The organism is Mycobacterium sp. MFM001 (assembly GCF_003402475.1).
GTDB lineage: Bacteria > Actinomycetota > Actinomycetes > Mycobacteriales > Mycobacteriaceae > Mycobacterium.
Map to the genome: position 1 here is coordinate 304,154 of NZ_BFAB01000005.1, position 17,302 is coordinate 321,455.

Consider the following 17,302-nt stretch of genomic DNA (forward strand, 5'->3'; position numbering starts at 1 on the left):
TCACTCGTAGATGCCCTCCAGATACCACCGCCGCTGGCGGTAGCACAGCAGCAGCGCCGTACCGGGATCACCGTCCACCAGCACCTGAGCCCGGGCGGTGCGACCTTTGGCCCGGTCCGGATCCCACCATCGCTCGTCGACCGGCCATGGCCCGGCCCACCAGCGCAACGGATCGTCACGACCGCGGACGGTCAGCCGTGCCGGGTCGGCAGAAAACAGCCCCCGGCTGGTCACTCGTATCGGATTGCCTTGTGCGTCAAGCAGTTCCACCGGGTCGTCGAGCAACACCGTCGGCGACGGTTCGGGCAATTGACCGGGCCAGGGTTGACGCGGGTCGGCCAAAAGCACCGGCTCGTCGCCCAGCGGTGTCAGCGTGATGCGCTCGGCCGGCCCGCGACCACCGGACAGCACCGGCACCTGCACCGCCTCCGGGCCGAGCAGGCCCTGCACCCGCACCAGCGCCCGTCGGGCCCGCAGCCGGTCGTCCTCACCCAGGCCACCCCATAACGGCAACTGGAGCGCCCCGGCAGAGATCACCTCCACCGCCTGCAGCCGCAGCTGGGTCACCGGCGCGGTGGGCCGATCGTCGACCTTCCGCTTGTTCAGCCAGCCGTCGAGCTGCCAGCGCACCCGGTCGGCGGTGGCGTCTTCGGTCAACGGCTCGGCGCATCGCCAAACCCGCTGTAGCTCTTCGCCATTGGCGGTAACGGCGTGGATGGCCAGCCGGGTGCATCCCACCCCGGCAGCCATCAACACCTGATGCAACGTAGCGGCCAGCGAGCGGCCGGCGAAGGCCGCGGCATCGACCCGGTCGATCGGCGGGTCGGGACGCAGCACGGCGTCGAGTTCCGCCGGCGGCTCACGCCCCGACGGCGCACGTTCCGGCTCGCCGCGGGCGAACCGGTGCGCGGTCACCGCGTCGGCGCCGAACCTCGACGCCACGTCGCTGCGGGACAATGCGGCGAACTGCCCGATCGTGCGAATCCCCATCCGCCACAACAGATCCGCCAGCTCCTCCCGGCCGGGCCCGGACAGGCTGGGCTCGGTGGCCAGTTGGCGGATCGACAGCGCCGACAGGAACCGCGCGTCTTCGCCCGGCGCCACCACCCGACCCGCGCGGGCAGCGAAGACGGCGGTGGACAGCTGATCGGCGATCCCGACTTGACACTCGGCGCCGGCGGCGGCCACCGCGTCGACCAACCGCTCGGCCGCGGTCTGCTCGGACCCGAAAAAGCGGGCCGCCCCGCGCATCGGCAACACCATGAGGCCCGGCCGCAGCACCTCGGCGCGGGGCACCAGATCATCGACCGCCGCGACGACGCCTTCGAAGAACCGGGCGTCGCGGTCGGCGTCCGCGGCCACCACATGCAGATCAGGGCAGCGAGCCTGAGATTCCCGGCGCCGCAGCCCCCGTCGCACTCCGGCCGCACGGGCAGCCGATGAGCAGGCGATCACTCGGTTGGCCAGGGTGACCGCGATCGGAGCCGTCGCGGGCAAGCCGGCGGCCGCTGCCGCGGCGACCGCCGGCCAGTCCATACACCAGATCGCCAGTACGCGGGAGGAGGCCATGACTCATCCCGTCCGGGCCATCGCCCGTCCGCGCGCGCACACGTCGAGCCGCACCTTGCTGATCCGACCGAAGCCGGGCTCGCCGGTCTCGTAACCGCAGACCCGGGCCTCCAGCCGCATCGACGCCCCCTGCCAGTCGCCGTCGGTGACCAGCAGGGTGCAGCCCTTCTGGTGCGCGCGGGCCACCACCGCCCGCGCCCGGCTCTGCGGCACCGAGCGCCCGCCGAGCCCGAGCACCACCAGATCCATCCCGTCCATGAGCACCGCGGCCACCTCGACCGGGTCCGTTCCGGCGTCCGGTATCACCGCGAGCCGGCTCAGGTCCGCCCCCATCTCCGCGGCGGCCAGCAACCCGATATCCCGTTGGCCGACGATTGCCACGTTGCCGCCCGCCGCCGTCACCGCGGCCACCATGCTCAGGGGTAGCGAACGGGCTCCCGACAGCACCGCCACCGTCCCCCGGGGCAACGCGCCGGGCAACACCTCGGCCAGCATCGGCGGGATCGGCAACCCCGCCTGCGGCTCCGGTAACGGCCCCCGGGAGCCGACTGCCCCAGACACTTTTTCGGACAACACAGCCATCTGCCGTCGCAGCTGTTTCAGCTGCTCAGCGCGGTCTTGAACTACAGCAGCGGCCGTCATGTATCGAATGTATGTTCGAACACTGACACCGTCAAGCAACGGGATACAGCTGGGGCAAATGGTGTTCCTGTGAGCCGGACCGGCGTCGAGATTGCGGTGAGGGCTGTGATCCAGGCCGTGTCACGACCCTAGACGCAATCTCGACGAAGAAGCCGACTACTCCCATTCGATGGTGCCCGGAGGTTTGCTGGTGACGTCCAGCACCACCCGGTTGACCTCGGCGACCTCGTTGGTGATTCGCGTCGAGATGCGCTCGAGCACCTCGTAGGGCACCCGGGTCCAGTCGGCGGTCATCGCGTCCTCGCTGGACACCGGTCGCAGCACGATCGGATGCCCGTAGGTGCGACCGTCGCCCTGCACGCCCACCGATCGGATGTCGGCCAGCAGCACCACCGGGCACTGCCAGATCTGGTGGTCCAGCCCCGCCGCGGTCAGCTCCTCGCGGGCGATCTGATCGGCCCGCCGCAAGGTTTCCAGCCGCGCCGCGGTGACCTCGCCGACGATCCGGATCGCCAGGCCCGGACCCGGAAACGGCTGGCGCGCAACGATTTCCTCCGGCAGCCCCAATTCCCGTCCGACCGCACGCACCTCGTCCTTGAACAGCAGCCGCAACGGCTCGACGAGTTTGAACTTCAGGTCGCCGGGAAGACCGCCGACATTGTGGTGGCTCTTGATGTTCGCCGCGCCGGTGCCGCCGCCGGACTCCACCACGTCCGGGTACAGCGTGCCCTGCACCAGGAACTCAATTTCCTTGTCGCCCACGATATCCCGCACCGCGCCCTCGAAGGCCCGGATGAACTGGCGGCCGATGATCTTGCGCTTGCCTTCGGGGTTGGTCACCCCCGACAGCGCCGCCAAGAAAGTCGATGCCGCGTCGACGGTGACCAAATGAGCCCCCGTCGCCGCGACGAAGTCACGCTGCACCTGCGCACGCTCACCGGCGCGCAACAGCCCGTGGTCGACGAACACACACGTCAGCCGATCGCCGATGGCCCGCTGCACCAGTGCCGCGGCCACCGCCGAGTCCACCCCGCCGGACAGTCCGCAGATCGCGTGTCCGTCACCGATCTGTTCGCGCACCTGCTCGACGAGCGCGCTGGCGATATTGGCAGGCGTCCAGTCCGCGCCGATGCCGGCGAAGTCGTGCAGGAACCGGCTGAGCACCTGCTGCCCGTGCGGGGTGTGCATGACTTCGGGGTGGTACTGCACGCCGGCCAGCCGTCGGGTCTGGTCCTCGAAGGCGGCCACCGGAGAGGCCGCGCTGGCGGCCACCACCTCGAACCCCTGCGGCGCGGCAGTGACGGCGTCGCGGTGGCTCATCCATACCGGCTGGGTCTCCGGTAGACCCGAATGTAGTTCGCCGCCAAGGGCTTTCAGCTCAGTACGGCCGAACTCGCTGGTGCCGGTGGGCGCGACGGTGCCGCCGAGCGCCTGGGCCATGGCCTGAAACCCGTAGCAGATGCCGAACACCGGCACGCCTAAGTCGAACACTGCGGGGTCGAGCTGCGGCGCGCCGTCGGCGTACACGCTGGCGGGCCCGCCGGAGAGCACCAGCGCCTGCGGGTCGCGGGCCTTGATCTCTTCGACCGACGCGGTGTGCGGAACCACTTCGGAGAACACTCGGGCCTCGCGTACCCGGCGGGCGATCAGCTGGGCGTACTGCGCGCCGAAATCGACGACCAGCACGGGGCGGGGCGATGCTGTGTCCACCGGGACAGTCTAATGAGCGCGTCGGGCGCGAAAACGCCGTCGGCCACGGCCGGGCATGGTGAAGTGTTACTGCGACGAAACGAGGGGGTCTGCTGTGCTGGGTTTGCCGGAAACTGTGCACGCGTGTCTGTTCGACCTCGACGGTGTTCTCACCGACACCGCGAGCGTGCACACCAAGGCCTGGAAGGCCATGTTCGACGCGTATCTGAAGCAACGAGCCGAACGCACCGGCGAAAAATTCGTCCCGTTCGATCCCGAAAGCGACTACCGCCAGTACGTCGACGGCAAGAAGCGCGAGGACGGCGTGCGGTCCTTCCTGGCCAGCCGCGACATCGAGCTGCCCGACGGCGACCCGGACGACCCGCCGGATGCCGAGACCGTGCACGGCCTTGGGAACCGCAAGAACGAGGCATTCCAGCAGACGCTGCACGACGACGGTGTCGAGGTGTTCGACGGGTCGCGGCGCTACCTGGAGGCAGTCGCGGACGCAGGGCTGGCCACCGCGGTGGTGTCGTCGAGCGCCAACACCCGCGACGTGCTGGAGATCACCGGGCTGGACCGGTTCATCAGCCAGCGCGTCGACGGGGTGACGCTGCGCGAGGAGCACATCGCAGGCAAGCCCGCGCCCGACTCGTTTCTGCGGGCAGCCGAGCTGCTCGAGGTCGAACCGGGCGCAGCGGCCGTGTTCGAGGACGCCCTGTCCGGGGTGAAGGCCGGGCGGGCGGGTAACTTCGGCTTCGTGGTGGGCGTCGACCGGGTGGGCCAAGCCGAGGACTTGCGCCGCAACGGCGCCGACGTCGTTGTCACCGACCTGGCCGATCTGCTGTAGGCCGCGACGATGATCACCGAGGACGCCTTCCCCGTCGAACCCTGGCAAGTACGCGAAACCCGCCTCGATCTGAACCTGCTGGCGCAATCGGAGTCGCTGTTCGCATTGTCCAACGGCCACATCGGGCTGCGCGGCAACCTCGACGAGGGCGAACCGTACGGCCTGCCGGGCACCTATTTGAACTCGTTCTACGAAGTGCGGCCGCTGCCCTACGCCGAGGCCGGCTACGGCTATCCGGAGGCAGGCCAGACCGTTGTCGACGTCACCAACGGCAAACTGATCCGGCTGATGGTCGATGACGAGCCGTTCGACGTGCGTTACGGCGAGCTGATCGACCACGAACGATGCCTCGACCTGCGCGCCGGCACGCTCACCCGCCGCGCGCACTGGCGCTCGCCGGCGGACAAGCAAGTGAAGGTCACGACGACCCGGCTGGTGTCGCTGGCCCAGCGCAGCGTCGCGGCCATCGAGTACGTCGTGGAGGCGGTCGATGAATTCGTCCGCGCCACAGTGCAATCCGAGCTCGTCGCCAACGAGGATCAGCCGCAGACATCGGGTGACCCGCGGGTGGCGGCCATCCTGGAGCACCCGCTGGAAGCTGTCGAGCACGAGCACACCGAAAACCGCTCGCTGCTGATGCACCGGACCAAAGCCAGTGAACTGATGATGGCCGCGGTGATGGACCACGAGGTCGAGGTGCCCGGACGGGTGGAGGTCTCCACCGAGGCCCGCGCCGACGTGGCCCGTACCACCGTGATCTGCGGGCTGCGGCCGGGCCAAAAGCTGCGCATCGTCAAGTATCTGGCCTACGGGTGGTCGAGCCTGCGCTCGCGGCCCGCGCTGCGCGATCAGGCCGCGGCCGCGTTGGCCGGCGCCCGCTACAGCGGGTGGCAGGGTCTGCTGGACGCCCAGCGCAAGTACCTCGACGAGTTCTGGGACAGCGCCGACGTCGAAGTCGACGGCGATCCGGCCATCCAGCAGGCGGTGCGCTTCGGGCTGTTCCATGTGCTGCAGGCCAGCGCGCGGTCCGAGCGTCGCGCGATCCCCGGCAAGGGTCTCACCGGCAGCGGTTACGACGGCCACACCTTTTGGGACACTGAGGGATTCGTACTGCCCGTGCTCACCTATACCGCGCCGTATGCGGCGGCCGACGCGCTGCGCTGGCGGGCGTCGACGATGGATTTGGCCAAAGAGCGGGCGGCCGAGCTGGGCCTCGAGGGGGCGACCTTTCCCTGGCGCACGATCCGCGGTCAAGAGTGCTCGGGATACTGGCCGGCCGGGACGGCAGCCTTTCACGTCAACGCCGACATCGCGATGGCGTTCGAACGGTATCGCATTGTCACCGGCGATGATTCGCTAGAGGAGGAGTGCGGCCTGACGGTGCTCGTCGAGACCGCGCGGCTGTGGCTGTCGCTGGGACACCATGACCGGCACGGTGTTTGGCACCTCGACGGTGTGACCGGACCCGATGAGTACACCGCGGTGGTTCGCGACAACGTGTTCACGAATTTGATGGCCGCGCACAATCTTCGAGTCGCCGCCGATGCGTGTGCACGCCACCCCGGGGCTGCGCACGACATGGGCGTCAGCACCGAGGAGATGGCCGCCTGGCGCGCCGCGGCCGATACCGCGCACATACCGTACGACGAGGAACTGGGTGTGCACGAGCAGTGCGAGGGCTTTACCACGTTGGCGGAGTGGGACTTTGAGACACACACCACCTATCCATTGCTGTTGCACGCTCCGTATGTGCGGCTGTATCCGGCACAGGTGATCAAGCAGGCCGATGTGGTGTTGGCCATGCAGTGGCAAAGCCACGCGTTCACCCGCGAGCAGAAGGCCCGCAATGTCGACTATTACGAGCGGCGCATGGTGCGCGATTCGTCGCTGTCGGCGTGCACGCAGGCGGTGATGTGCGCCGACGTCGGGCACCTGGAGCTGGCCCACGACTACGCCTATGAGGCCGCGCTGATCGATCTGCGTGACCTGCATTCGAACACTCGCGACGGTCTGCACATGGCGTCGCTGGCCGGCGCGTGGACGGCGCTGGTGGCCGGGTTCGGCGGCCTGCGCGACGACGAGGGCGTGCTGTCACTGGACCCGCACCTGCCCGACGGCATGTCCGGTTTGCGGTTCCGATTGCGGTGGAGGGGATCTCGGCTCACCGTGAGCATCACCCACTCCGATGTCACCTATACCCTGCGTGACGGGCCCGACGGGAAGTTGACCATCCGGCATGCCGGTGAGGAGCTCGAGCTCAGCACCGAGTCGCCGACGACGATCGAGTTGCATCCCTGCGAGCCGCTGTTGCCGCCGCCGTCGCAGCCGCCGGGCCGCGAGCCCACCCACCGGCACACGCTGGGCCGGGTGCGCGCCGCCATCCCGCAGAGCTGACCCGCGGTCAGTGCGGCTCGACGAGCCGCGCGACCTCCGCGCCGACGGCATCCTTGAGCTGAGAGTCGGGCATGTCGTCGAGGCCAGCCGCCGAACGCAGGAACGGTTCGAACAGACGCCAACCCAGTTGCAGCGCAACGGCATTCGCTACCGCCAGGCGAGCGCTGCGGTCATCGTCGTGTCGCGGCCCCACCTGCTCGAGCAGCAGCGATACGCCGGGGAAGCGGGTTTGCAGCTGGCCCGCCGGGTAGCCGTCGAGCAGGGTCCGCGCCATCACCCGCAGATGCCGGTCCAGGGCCCGGTCGATCTCCTCGGCCGACGCCCCGTTCGCCACTAACTCGGTCAGGCTGGCTCCAAGGTGGTCGAGGACGGCGCCGACCAGGCGCTCCTTGGTCCCGAAATGGCGAAACACCAAGCCGTGGTTGACCTTCGACCGAGCGGCGATGTCGCGGATCGACGTCGCGGCGGGACCGCGTTCGGCGAACAGATCCGACGCAGCGGTCAGGATGGCGGCCACCACCTGTTCCCGCCCGGCCGGCGACTGCTTGGCCCTTGACCTGGCTGTAGTCATGCGACTACAGTAGCGTACACCCTGGTGTAGTCAGATGACTACACATCAAATCGAGAGGACACCTCCAATGACGCTGACCGTGACCAAGCTGGGCAGCCGCATCGGGGCGCGGGTCGACGGGGTGCGCCTCGCTGGCGACCTCGACGGCGCCACGGCCGATGCGATTCACCAAGCGCTGCTGCGCCACAAGGTGATCTTCTTCCGCGGCCAGCACCACCTCGACGACGACGAACAGCTCGCCTTCGCGCGGCTACTGGGTACTCCGATCGGCCACCCGGCGATCAAGGCGGACAACGCGCCGGTGATCACGCCGATCGACTCGGAATACGGCAAGGCCAACCGCTGGCATACCGACGTGACATTTGTGGCGAACTACCCGGCGGCATCGATCCTGCGCGCGGTCACCCTGCCGAGCTACGGCGGCTCGACGCTGTGGGCGTCGACCGCGGCCGCCTACACAGCGCTTCCCGAACCGCTCAAGCACCTCGCCGAGAACCTGTGGGCGCTGCACAGTAACCGCTACGACTACGTCGCCGCGCCAACCGCCCTGACCGACCAGCAGCGTGCACTGCGAGAGGCTTTCGAGCAGACCGACTTTCGCACCGAGCATCCCGTGGTGCGGGTACACCCGGAGACCGGTGAGCGCACCCTTGTCGCGGGCGATTTCGTGCGCGGCTTCGTCGGTGTGGACAGCCACGAATCGCATGTGCTGCTGGAGTTGCTGCAACGGCGAATCACCATGCCGGAGAACACCATCCGCTGGAATTGGGAACCGGGCGACGTCGCGATCTGGGACAACCGGGCCACCCAGCACCGCGCCGTCGACGACTACGACGACCAGCACCGGCTCATGCACCGCGTCACGCTGATGGGCGATGTACCCGTCGACGTGCACGGGCAACGCAGCCGGGTGGTCAGCGGGGCACCGCTGGAGGCCGTCGCAAGCTAGCCGGCCGACCGGGTCGGCTCGCTGGGCTGCCACCGCAGCGCGCCGGGCGCGTCCGCGGGCACCACGGGGTTGCGCGGCGCGATCGGGTCCAGGCGGCGATACGGCTCGCCCTGGCGCGGACGCAGGTCGTCCTCGCCCTTGTTCGGCCACAGCGATGCGGCGCGCTCGGCCTGCGCGGTGATCGACAGCGACGGGTTGACGCCCAGGTTCGCCGAGATCGCGGCGCCGTCGTGCACCGAGAGCGTCGGGTAGTTGTAGACCCGCTGGTACGGGTCGATGACGCCGTGTTCGGGGCTGTCTCCGATCACCGCGCCGCCAAGGAAGTGCGCCGTGAGCGGGATGTTGAACAGTTCGCCCCAGGTGCCACCGGCCACGCCGTCGATCTTCTTGGCGAGGCGGCGGGTGACCTCGTTGCCGACCGGGATCCAGGTCGGGTTGGGCTCGCCGTGGCCCTGCTTGCTGGCGTAGCGGCGGATGCCGAGCCGGTTGCGCTTGGTGAACGTGGTGATCGAGTTGTCCAGGTGCTGCATGACCAAGGCGATCACCGTGCGCTCGCTCCACCGCCGTGGGTTGAGCAGCCGCAGCGTGCCGCGTGGGTCTTCGCGAGCGTTTTCTATCAACTGTTTCCAGCGCGGCACGTCGGTGCCTTCGGGGCCGGGTCCGTCGGTCATCAACGTCTGCAACAAGCCCATTGCGTTGGAGCCCTTGCCGTAGCGGACCGGTTCGATGTGGGTGTCCGACGTCGGGTGGATCGACGACGTGATCGCCACCCCGTGCGTCAGGTCGAGGTCGGGGCTGACCTCCAGGCGCCCGGCGCCCACGATCGACTCGGAGTTGGTGCGGGTCAACTCGCCCAGCCGGTCGGACAGCCTGGGCAGCTTGCCCTTGTCGCGCATCTTGAACAGCAGCTTCTGGGTGTTGTAGGTGCCGGCGGCCAGCACCAGGTACCGGGCGGTGAAAGTGCGCCTCGTGCGGCGCACCCAGCGCCCGGTGGGCACGGTGCGCACTTCCCACAGCCCGTCGGGTCGCTGCTCGAACGCGGTCACCGTCGTCATCGGAATGACTTGTGCCCCAGCCTTTTCCGCGAGACCGAGGTAGTTCTTCACCAGGGTGTTCTTGGCGCCGTAGCGGCATCCGGTCATACAGGACCCGCATTCCAGGCAGCCGGTGCGGTCCGGGCCGACGCCGCCGAAGTACGGGTCGGGCACCGTCTTGCCGGGCGTCTTGGTGCCGTCGGGCCCGAAGAACACCCCGACCGGGGTCGGCACGAACGTGTCGCCCACGCCCATCTCGTCGGCGACCTCTTTGACCACGCGGTCGGCGTCGGTGAACGTCGGGTTCTTGACGACGCCGAGCATCCGCTGCGCCTGCTCGTAGTGCGGCATCAGCTCGGCACGCCAGTCGGTGATGCCACTCCACTGCTTGTCGTTGAAGAACGGATCCGGCGGGACGTAGAGCGTGTTGGCGTAGTTCAGCGATCCGCCGCCGACCCCGGCCCCGGCCAGGATCATGCAGTTCTGCAGGAGGTGGATGCGCTGGATGCCGTAGCAGCCGAGCTTCGGCGCCCACAGGAACTCGCGCAGGTGCCAGGAATTCTTGGCGAACTCGTCGTCGGCGAAGCGGCGCCCCGCTTCCAGTACGCCTACGCGGTAGCCCTTCTCGGTCAGCCGCAGCGCCGTGACGCTGCCCCCGAAGCCCGAGCCGATGATCAGGACGTCGTAATCCGGTTCCACGCGGCCAGCCTAGCCCTCAGCTGCCGACGGTCAGGCCGACCTTCTGGAATTCCTTGAGGTCGCAGTAGCCGGCCTTGGCCATCGAGCGGCGCAGGCCGCCGACCAGGTTCAGCGAACCGAACGGGTCGTCGGACGGGCCGGTGAGCACCTGCCGCAGCGGCGGGCGCTCGCCGATCGCGACCTGAAGCAGCGCGCCGCGCGGCAGCGACGGGTGCGCGGCGGCCGCCGGCCAGAACCAGCCGTCGCCGAGCGCCTCGGCCGCCTCGGCCAGGGGCGTGCCCAGCACCACCGCGTCGGCGCCGCAGGCGATGGCCTTGGCCAGCTCACCGGACGTGTGGATGTCGCCGTCGGCCAGCACATGCACGTACCGGCCGCCGGTCTCGTCGAGGTATTCGCGACGGGCGGCGGCCGCGTCGGCGATGGCGGTGGCCATCGGCACGCTGATGCCGAGCACCTCGTCGCTGGTGGTCACGCCGCGCGTCGAGCCGTAGCCGACGATCACGCCGGCGGCACCGGTGCGCATCAGGTGCAGCGCGGTGCGGTGGTCGAGCACGCCGCCCGCCACCACCGGCACGTCGAGCTCGGAGATGAACGTCTTCAGGTTGAGCGGCTCGCCGTCGCTGGCGACGCGTTCGGCGGAGACGATGGTGCCCTGGATGACCAGCAGGTCCACCCCGGCGGCCACCAGCGACGGGGTCAGCGCCTGGGCGTTTTGCGGGCTGACCCGCACCGCGGTGGTCACCCCGGCCTCGCGGATGCGGGCGATCGCGGCGCCCAGCAGCTCGGGGTCCAGCGGCGCGGCGTGCAGCTGCTGGAGCAGCCGGATGGCCGCCGACGGCTCGGGCTCCTTCTCTGCCGCCTCGATGACCTGGGCGATCTTGGCCTGCACGTCGGCGTGCCGGCCGATCAGCCCTTCGCCGTTGAGTATGCCCAGCCCGCCGAGCCGGCCGAGTTCGATCGCGAACTCCGGCGACACCAGCGCATCGGTGGGGTGGGCGATGACCGGGATTTCGAAGCGGTAGGCATCCAGCTGCCAGGCCGTCGAGACATCTTGGGAGGAGCGGGTACGCCGCGACGGCACGATGTTGATGTCGGCGAGCTCGTAGGTGCGGCGGGCGGTGCGGCCCATGCCGATCTCGACCATGTCACGCATGAACGACCCGTTCACCGCACGTAGTAGTTGGGCGCTTCGACGGTCATCGTGATGTCGTGCGGGTGGCTTTCTTTCAGGCCCGCCGCGGTGATCCGGACGAATTGCGCCTGCTGCAGCGCCTCGATCGTCGTCGACCCGGTATAGCCCATGGCCGCGCGCAGCCCGCCGGTGAGCTGGTGGATGACCGTCGCCAGCGGTCCGCGGAACGGAACCCGGCCCTCGATGCCCTCGGGCACCAGCTTGTCTTCGCTCAACGCGTCGTCGGCGAAGTACCGGTCCTTGGAGTACGACTTACCCTCGCCGCGGCCCTGCATGGCGCCCAGCGATCCCATGCCGCGGTAGCTCTTGTACTGCTTGCCGTTGACGAAGATCAATTCACCGGGCGCTTCAGCGGTGCCGGCCAGCAGCGAGCCCAGCATGGCCGTCGACGCGCCGGCGGCCAGCGCCTTGGCGATGTCGCCGGAGTACTGCAACCCGCCGTCGGCGATCACCGGCACACCGGCCCGGCCGCACACCGCCACCGCCTCCAGGATCGCGGTGATCTGCGGGGCGCCGACGCCCGCGACCACCCGGGTGGTGCAGATGGACCCGGGGCCTACCCCGACCTTGACCGCGTCGGCTCCGGCTTCGACCAGCGCGGCGGCCGCCGACCGGGTGGCGACGTTGCCGCCGACCACCTCGACCCGGTCGCCCACCTCGGCCTTGAGCTTGCCGACCATGTCGAGCACCAGCCGGTTGTGGGCGTGCGCGGTGTCGACAACCAGTACGTCGGCGCCGGCGTCGGCCAGGGTCATGGCGCGCACCCACGCGTCGTCGCCGACCCCGACGGCCGCGCCGACCAGCAGCCGGCCGTCGCTGTCCTTGGTGGCGTTGGGGTGCTGCTCGGTCTTGACGAAGTCCTTGACGGTGATCAGCCCGGTCAGCCGGCCGCGGCCGTCGACAATCGGCAGCTTCTCGATCTTGTGCCGGCGCAGCAGACCGAGCGCCGCGTCGGCGGTGACGCCTTCCTGAGCCGTGATCAGCGGCGCTTTGGTCATCACCTCGGCGACGGGCTTGGACTGGTCGACCTCGAAGCGCATGTCCCGGTTGGTGATGATCCCGACCAGCTCGCCGGAGTCGCCGACCACCGGCAGCCCGGAAATCCGGAACCGCGCGCACATCGCGTCGACTTCGGCCAGCGTGTTGTCCGGGCGACAGGTGACCGGGTCGGTGACCATGCCGGCCTCCGAGCGCTTCACGGTCTCGACCTGCCCGGCCTGTTCGGCGACCGGCAGGTTGCGGTGCAGCACACCCATGCCGCCCGCGCGGGCCATCGCGATCGCCATCCGCGACTCGGTCACGGTGTCCATCGCCGAGCTGACCAGCGGCACCTTCAGCCGGATTTTCTTGGTCAGCTGGCTGGAGGTATCCGCCGTCGAGGGCACCACGTCCGAGGCCGCGGGCAGCAGCAGGACGTCGTCGAAGGTCAGCCCGAGCATGGCGACCTTGTGCGGATCGTCGCCGCCGGTGGGCACGACGTGCTCAGGGTTTCCGTTGACGCGCGCGTACGGGCTGACAATCAGGTCGTCGGTGGACATCGCCGGGTCCTCCATACGCAGGCGGAGTGAGAAACCCATCCTATCGGCTCGTCGTGACGCGGTGACGATGCACGCCGGGCGGCCGGTGATCCGCTGGCGCGATGCCTGTGAGGCTGCGTAATGTGGAGACGTGCGCGACTACCTCCCACCGGGTTTGCCGCCCGATCCGTTTGCCGACGACCCGTGCGATCCGTCGGCGGCGTTGGATGACGTCGAACCGGGTCAGCCACTGGACCCGCAGGAGCGGATGGCGGTGGAAGCCGACCTGGCCGACCTGGCGGTCTACGAGGCGTTGTTGGCGCACAAGGGGATTCGCGGCCTGGTGGTTTGCTGCGACGAATGTCAGCAGGACCACTACCACGACTGGGACATGCTGCGGGCCAACCTGCTGCAGTTGCTGGTCGACGGCACCGTCCGTCCGCACGAGCCGGCCTACGACCCCGAGCCGGACGCCTACGTCACGTGGGATTACTGCCGCGGGTACGCCGACGCATCGCTGAACGAGGCGACGTCAGACACCGAGGGGTTCCACGGGCGCCGCTGAGCGGGCCCGTTTCGTCATCCGCCGCCCGGATTGGGCTGTTGGCTTTGGCTTTTCGGCGCCGTTGACGGCGTCGCTGTGGTTGGGGTCACGCTGACCGCCGCCGACGCTGACGTCGGCGACGCGGCGCTAGGCGATGTCGGGGTCGGCGTTGCGGAGGCCGACGGCGTCGACGTCGGAGTCGAGGTGGTCGCGCTCGGGCTTTCCGTAGTGGTCGGGAGCGATGTCGTGGGCGCCGGCGACGTCGTCGACGGCGTCGTCGACTCAGCGCTGGATTCCGAAGCACTGACCGAAGTCGTGGGGGCCGAAGTTGCCGGTGCGACAACGGGATTCGGCGACGAGCTGGGCGCAGCCGTCGCATTCGGGTCCCGGGTGGAGACCTTGGCGTTGAGCTGGTTCACCTGGTCGATCAGATTCTGTTTACGGGTGCTGTCGTTGACGCTCTGCACACTGGTGCTGAGCGACGCAAGCTTGTCCTGCGCCTGAGACCACTGGCCCTGGTTGATCATTTGCTGGACCTGCTCGATCTCGGTTTTGGCGGACAGTTCGACACGGTCGTCGTGCACCGACTGCGGCTCACCGAACAACATCGAGTGCACGCCGTAGAGCGCGTCGCCGGGCTGGGCGCCGCCCACCATGGCGCCGAACCCGCCCAGCGTCAGCACGGCTGCGGCTACCGACCCCGCCAGTGCCAGGCGGCGACGGCTGGGCGGCCGCTCGGCCAGCCCCTGGTGCAGCGCCGCCATCGCCTCGCGGTCGGACACCAGTGCGCTCGCCGGTGGCCATCGCAAGTCGTCGCGCCAGTCCGCGAGCAGCGCGAACAGCGCGTCGTCGCCGGGTTCGCTGAGGTCGACAGGACTGCGGTCGGCGAGCGCGTCGAGCAGCCGATCGGTGCGTGCCACCGCGGCCAGGTCGGGCTGACTGAAATCAGGCATAGTCACGTCCCGCCCCAACGATCTCGGACTTCAGCCGCGCCAGCGCGCGGTGTTGTGCCACCCGGACAGCCCCTGCGCTGGTGCCGACGGCTGTGGCGGTCTCCTCGGCGCTCAGCCCGACCACCACCCGCAGGATCAGGATCTCGCGCTGCTTGTCCGGCAATACCTCGAGCAGTTCTTTCATCCGGGTGACGGAATCGGCTTCGATCGCCATTTCCTCAGGTCCGGCGTCGGCCGACCGCCGCTCCGGCAGCGTCTCTGCGGGATAGGAGAGGTCACGGCCGGCGGCACGATGCGCGTCGGCCACCTTGTGCGCGGCGATGCCGTACACAAAAGCCAGGAAGGGGCGCCCGCGATCTCGGTAGCGCGGCAGCGCCGTGATGGCCGCCAAGCACACCTCCTGCGCCACATCATCGGCCGAAAGGCCGCCCCGCTCGATCGTGCCCACCCGCGCGCGGCAGTATCGAACGACGATCGGGCGGATCGTCTCCACCACTTCGCGAAGCGCGTCCCGATCCCCTGCCACGGCGTCAGCGACGACAGCGTCGAGACGTTCTTCTTGGATTGTCATCGACCGCGGCATCTCCAACGTTACGAACCGGACGTGGCCCGGCGCGGTGGCACAGCTAAACCATAAGGGCCGATAGGCGGTTTCCGGGTTAGCCCGCGCTCCAAGCGCCCCCGGCGTGGCGCACCTCTTCGGCGCACGCGTCGCGGATGTCGCGCAGCTGTTGTGTTGTGCGCGTAGCGCTTCCGATGTCGACGAGCAAGCACGCCACAGCCCAGCGCAGTGGTACCAGCCCCAAATTGCCGGTGGTCTCCAGTGCGGCGTCGCCGACGGCACGCGCCTTTTCGACGTCCCCGGCGCTGCACAGCGCCGCGGCCAACACCACCTCACTTTTGGCTTGATGGCGCTGCGATCCGGCTGAGGCCGCCAATTCGGTTGCGGTTTCGGCGTGTCTCACGGCGGTGTGGCCGTCGCCGGAGGCCATCGCCAGTTCAGCGGCGACCCACGACCGGCGCACCTGCAGTCGGTGCACGGCGGCCTCCTTGGCCAGCGGCTCGGCACGGCCCAGCAACGCGGCCGACGCGTATAACCGGCCCATGCCGAGCGCGTCGGCGGCCAGACCGATCAGCGCGTCGGCTGCGGCCTCGGGGTCGTCGCCGGCGAGCGCCGACGCGCGACCGTCCCAGCCGCGGGCCAGGTCGTGCCAGCCGAGCTGGCGCAGGAACGACCCCTGCGTGCTGTGCGCCAGCGAGGCGAGTCGGCCCGCCGGCGCGAGGCGACGTAGTGTTGCCAAGTCGCTGCGGGCAGTGCCGTAGCGGCCCTGCCCGCCCGCGGCGATCGCGCGCAGCCAGAGCTGCTGCGGCGTTCTCGCGGTTGGCAGCGGCCAGCGGCCGGGCTCGTCGCCGAATGCGGCCGCCGCCAAGGTTGCCCCGGCCGCCGGATCGGAAGAGATATCAATCACTGTGAGCATTAGTTAAAAGTCTGTGGTTTCTGCGTTACGGCGATATTAACCGCTACGCCTGTGTCGGAAATTGCAACTCCCATCCGGCTGCTGCGTGAACAGGCAAATCGCCACATAGAGCGAGTTCGCGGTAGTACGCAGGGTCCCCGGCAATAGCATCGCAGCGATGAACGAAAAGTAAATTCTCAAGGCACAGTTGGATATTCGGCAGCTTGCACCGCTATTGACGGAATTTCATCGGCACCCCTACCTTTAATGCCGACGGGTAGTCATCGGCGACACCGCTCGAATCAGTTGACGATTTACGTGATCACAACTGGTCCCACATGCGCGTGTAGAGAGGGATTTCCATGCCACAGCCGGAACAGCTACCGGGACCCAACGCGGATATCTGGGAATGGCAACTGCAGGGTGTTTGCCGCGGCGTGGATTCGTCGGTGTTCTTCCATCCCGACGGCGAACGCGGCCGTGCTCGCATGCAGCGCGAGCGGCGGGCCAAGGAGCTCTGCCGGCGCTGCCCAGTGATCGAGCAGTGCCGCAGCCACGCGCTGGAAGTCGGCGAGCCGTACGGTATTTGGGGCGGCCTGTCGGAAACCGAGCGTGACGTGTTGCTCAAGCGCGACATGGGCCGCTCGCGCGGGATCCGCCGCACGGCTTAGCCCCAGAAGCCACGTAGGCAACCGCGACACGTAAACCGCTGCGCCGACGCGCCGAGGACGCGCGCAGTGGCTTCAGTTTCGAGAAGCACGCCGATCGCGATAACGGCAGGCGTTCGGCGCCGCACGCCCCTACTGTTCTGACATGCAGACAGTGCTGTTCGCGCTTGGCCTGGTCCTGTTCCTGGTGGGCCTGCTCACCGGGATGGCCGTCCCCGCACTGAAGAACCCCCGCATGGCGCTGTCGAGCCACCTCGAAGCGGTCCTCAACGGCATGTTCCTCGTGCTGCTCGGTCTGCTCTGGCCACACATCCACTTGCCGGATGCGTGGGGAGTTACGGCAGTAGCACTGATCGTGTACTCCGCCTACGCGAACTGGTTGGCGACGCTGCTCGCAGCGGCATGGGGGGCGGGGCGACGATTCGCGCCGATCGCTACCGGCGAGCACGTCGCCTCAGCGGGAAAGGAACGGGTCGTCAGCTTTCTGTTGGTGTCCCTCTCGCTGGCGATCGTGGTCGGCGTGGGCATTGTCATCGTCGGGCTTTGACGACCGCTGCCGGCACGCACAAAAGAC

Annotated in this window: 16 protein-coding genes; 6 read left to right on the plus strand and 10 right to left on the minus strand. The window is 68.9% G+C overall.

Annotated features, from left to right (window positions below; translation table 11 throughout):
* From MFM001_RS11415 to guaA, 3 genes are all read right to left on the minus strand, one after another.
* A complete protein-coding gene (locus MFM001_RS11415) occupies positions 1 to 1,569 on the minus strand; it encodes a DNA polymerase Y family protein (protein ID WP_116375374.1) in 1,569 nt (522 codons plus the stop codon).
* A 3-nt stretch (positions 1,570 to 1,572) separates the two neighbouring features.
* On the minus strand, positions 1,573 to 2,211 hold the full coding sequence (locus MFM001_RS11420) for a hypothetical protein (protein ID WP_116375375.1): 639 nt from the start codon (positions 2,209 to 2,211) through the stop codon (positions 1,573 to 1,575).
* Positions 2,212 to 2,367: 156 nt separating this feature from the next.
* A complete protein-coding gene (gene guaA / locus MFM001_RS11425; RefSeq protein WP_116375376.1) occupies positions 2,368 to 3,921 on the minus strand; it encodes a glutamine-hydrolyzing GMP synthase in 1,554 nt (517 codons plus the stop codon).
* A gap of 55 nt (positions 3,922 to 3,976) precedes the next feature.
* On the opposite strand from guaA, the gene MFM001_RS11430 reads away from it, so the two are divergent.
* On the plus strand, positions 3,977 to 4,750 hold the full coding sequence (locus tag MFM001_RS11430; protein WP_116375377.1) for a beta-phosphoglucomutase family hydrolase: 774 nt from the start codon (positions 3,977 to 3,979) through the stop codon (positions 4,748 to 4,750).
* A 9-nt stretch (positions 4,751 to 4,759) separates the two neighbouring features.
* Positions 4,760 to 7,144, plus strand: a complete 2,385-nt coding sequence (locus tag MFM001_RS11435) for a glycoside hydrolase family 65 protein (RefSeq protein WP_116375378.1) — start codon at positions 4,760 to 4,762, stop codon at positions 7,142 to 7,144.
* Positions 7,145 to 7,151: 7 nt separating this feature from the next.
* On the opposite strand, the gene MFM001_RS11440 is transcribed toward MFM001_RS11435, so the two are convergent.
* Positions 7,152 to 7,715, minus strand: a complete 564-nt coding sequence (locus MFM001_RS11440; protein ID WP_116375379.1) for a TetR/AcrR family transcriptional regulator — start codon at positions 7,713 to 7,715, stop codon at positions 7,152 to 7,154.
* Between the two features lie 67 nt (positions 7,716 to 7,782).
* On the opposite strand from MFM001_RS11440, the gene MFM001_RS11445 reads away from it, so the two are divergent.
* On the plus strand, positions 7,783 to 8,664 hold the full coding sequence (locus tag MFM001_RS11445) for a TauD/TfdA family dioxygenase (protein ID WP_116375380.1): 882 nt from the start codon (positions 7,783 to 7,785) through the stop codon (positions 8,662 to 8,664).
* On the opposite strand, the gene MFM001_RS11450 is transcribed toward MFM001_RS11445, so the two are convergent.
* The 3 genes from MFM001_RS11450 to guaB are packed head-to-tail and all read right to left on the minus strand — an operon-like array spanning position 8,661 to position 13,142.
* On the minus strand, positions 8,661 to 10,397 hold the full coding sequence (locus MFM001_RS11450; RefSeq protein ID WP_116375381.1) for a GMC family oxidoreductase: 1,737 nt from the start codon (positions 10,395 to 10,397) through the stop codon (positions 8,661 to 8,663). The genes MFM001_RS11445 and MFM001_RS11450 overlap by 4 nt on opposite strands.
* 16 nt (positions 10,398 to 10,413) lie before the next feature.
* Complete coding sequence (locus MFM001_RS11455; RefSeq protein WP_192886923.1) at positions 10,414 to 11,541, minus strand: GuaB3 family IMP dehydrogenase-related protein; 1,128 nt, start codon at positions 11,539 to 11,541, stop codon at positions 10,414 to 10,416.
* Between the two features lie 20 nt (positions 11,542 to 11,561).
* Positions 11,562 to 13,142 (minus strand): IMP dehydrogenase, encoded by a 1,581-nt coding sequence (guaB, locus tag MFM001_RS11460; protein WP_116375442.1) that lies wholly within the window; start codon positions 13,140 to 13,142, stop codon positions 11,562 to 11,564.
* 115 nt (positions 13,143 to 13,257) lie between these two features.
* On the opposite strand from guaB, the gene MFM001_RS11465 reads away from it, so the two are divergent.
* Positions 13,258 to 13,671: a DUF5319 domain-containing protein gene (locus MFM001_RS11465; RefSeq protein ID WP_062540349.1), complete on the plus strand. Its 414-nt coding sequence runs from the start codon at positions 13,258 to 13,260 to the stop codon at positions 13,669 to 13,671.
* Positions 13,672 to 13,685: 14 nt separating this feature from the next.
* Here MFM001_RS11465 and MFM001_RS11470 read toward each other — a convergent pair whose 3' ends face one another.
* From MFM001_RS11470 to MFM001_RS11480, 3 genes are all read right to left on the minus strand, one after another.
* Positions 13,686 to 14,603 (minus strand): anti-sigma-D factor RsdA, encoded by a 918-nt coding sequence (locus MFM001_RS11470; protein ID WP_116375382.1) that lies wholly within the window; start codon positions 14,601 to 14,603, stop codon positions 13,686 to 13,688.
* Entirely contained in the window at positions 14,596 to 15,174 is a 579-nt protein-coding gene (locus MFM001_RS11475; RefSeq protein ID WP_116375443.1) for a sigma-70 family RNA polymerase sigma factor, read from the minus strand. The genes MFM001_RS11470 and MFM001_RS11475 overlap by 8 nt, the downstream gene beginning before the upstream one ends.
* An 88-nt stretch (positions 15,175 to 15,262) precedes the next feature.
* Positions 15,263 to 16,081 carry a hypothetical protein gene (locus MFM001_RS11480; RefSeq protein ID WP_116375383.1) on the minus strand — a complete coding sequence of 273 codons (819 nt, stop codon included), beginning with the start codon at positions 16,079 to 16,081 and terminating at the stop codon, positions 15,263 to 15,265.
* Between the two features lie 341 nt (positions 16,082 to 16,422).
* On the opposite strand from MFM001_RS11480, the gene MFM001_RS11485 reads away from it, so the two are divergent.
* Positions 16,423 to 16,731 (plus strand): WhiB family transcriptional regulator, encoded by a 309-nt coding sequence (locus tag MFM001_RS11485; protein ID WP_116375384.1) that lies wholly within the window; start codon positions 16,423 to 16,425, stop codon positions 16,729 to 16,731.
* A 142-nt stretch (positions 16,732 to 16,873) separates the two neighbouring features.
* On the plus strand, positions 16,874 to 17,275 hold the full coding sequence (locus tag MFM001_RS11490) for a hydrogenase (protein ID WP_116375385.1): 402 nt from the start codon (positions 16,874 to 16,876) through the stop codon (positions 17,273 to 17,275).
* Positions 17,276 to 17,302: the final 27 nt, after the last annotated feature.

Coding starts and splice junctions, on each gene's coding strand:
- MFM001_RS11415 (WP_116375374.1), bottom strand. CDS start 1,569: ATGGCCTCCTCCCGCGTACTGGCGATCTGGTGTATGGACTGGCCGGCG.
- MFM001_RS11420 (WP_116375375.1), bottom strand. CDS start 2,211: ATGACGGCCGCTGCTGTAGTTCAAGACCGCGCTGAGCAGCTGAAACAG.
- MFM001_RS11430 (WP_116375377.1), top strand. CDS start 3,977: ATGGTGAAGTGTTACTGCGACGAAACGAGGGGGTCTGCTGTGCTGGGT.
- MFM001_RS11435 (WP_116375378.1), top strand. CDS start 4,760: ATGATCACCGAGGACGCCTTCCCCGTCGAACCCTGGCAAGTACGCGAA.
- MFM001_RS11440 (WP_116375379.1), bottom strand. CDS start 7,715: ATGACTACAGCCAGGTCAAGGGCCAAGCAGTCGCCGGCCGGGCGGGAA.
- MFM001_RS11445 (WP_116375380.1), top strand. CDS start 7,783: ATGACGCTGACCGTGACCAAGCTGGGCAGCCGCATCGGGGCGCGGGTC.
- MFM001_RS11455 (WP_192886923.1), bottom strand. CDS start 11,541: ATGGTCGAGATCGGCATGGGCCGCACCGCCCGCCGCACCTACGAGCTC.
- guaB (WP_116375442.1), bottom strand. CDS start 13,142: ATGGAGGACCCGGCGATGTCCACCGACGACCTGATTGTCAGCCCGTAC.
- MFM001_RS11470 (WP_116375382.1), bottom strand. CDS start 14,603: ATGCCTGATTTCAGTCAGCCCGACCTGGCCGCGGTGGCACGCACCGAT.
- MFM001_RS11475 (WP_116375443.1), bottom strand. CDS start 15,174: ATGACAATCCAAGAAGAACGTCTCGACGCTGTCGTCGCTGACGCCGTG.
- MFM001_RS11480 (WP_116375383.1), bottom strand. CDS start 16,081: ATGCTCACAGTGATTGATATCTCTTCCGATCCGGCGGCCGGGGCAACC.
- MFM001_RS11485 (WP_116375384.1), top strand. CDS start 16,423: ATGCCACAGCCGGAACAGCTACCGGGACCCAACGCGGATATCTGGGAA.
- MFM001_RS11490 (WP_116375385.1), top strand. CDS start 16,874: ATGCAGACAGTGCTGTTCGCGCTTGGCCTGGTCCTGTTCCTGGTGGGC.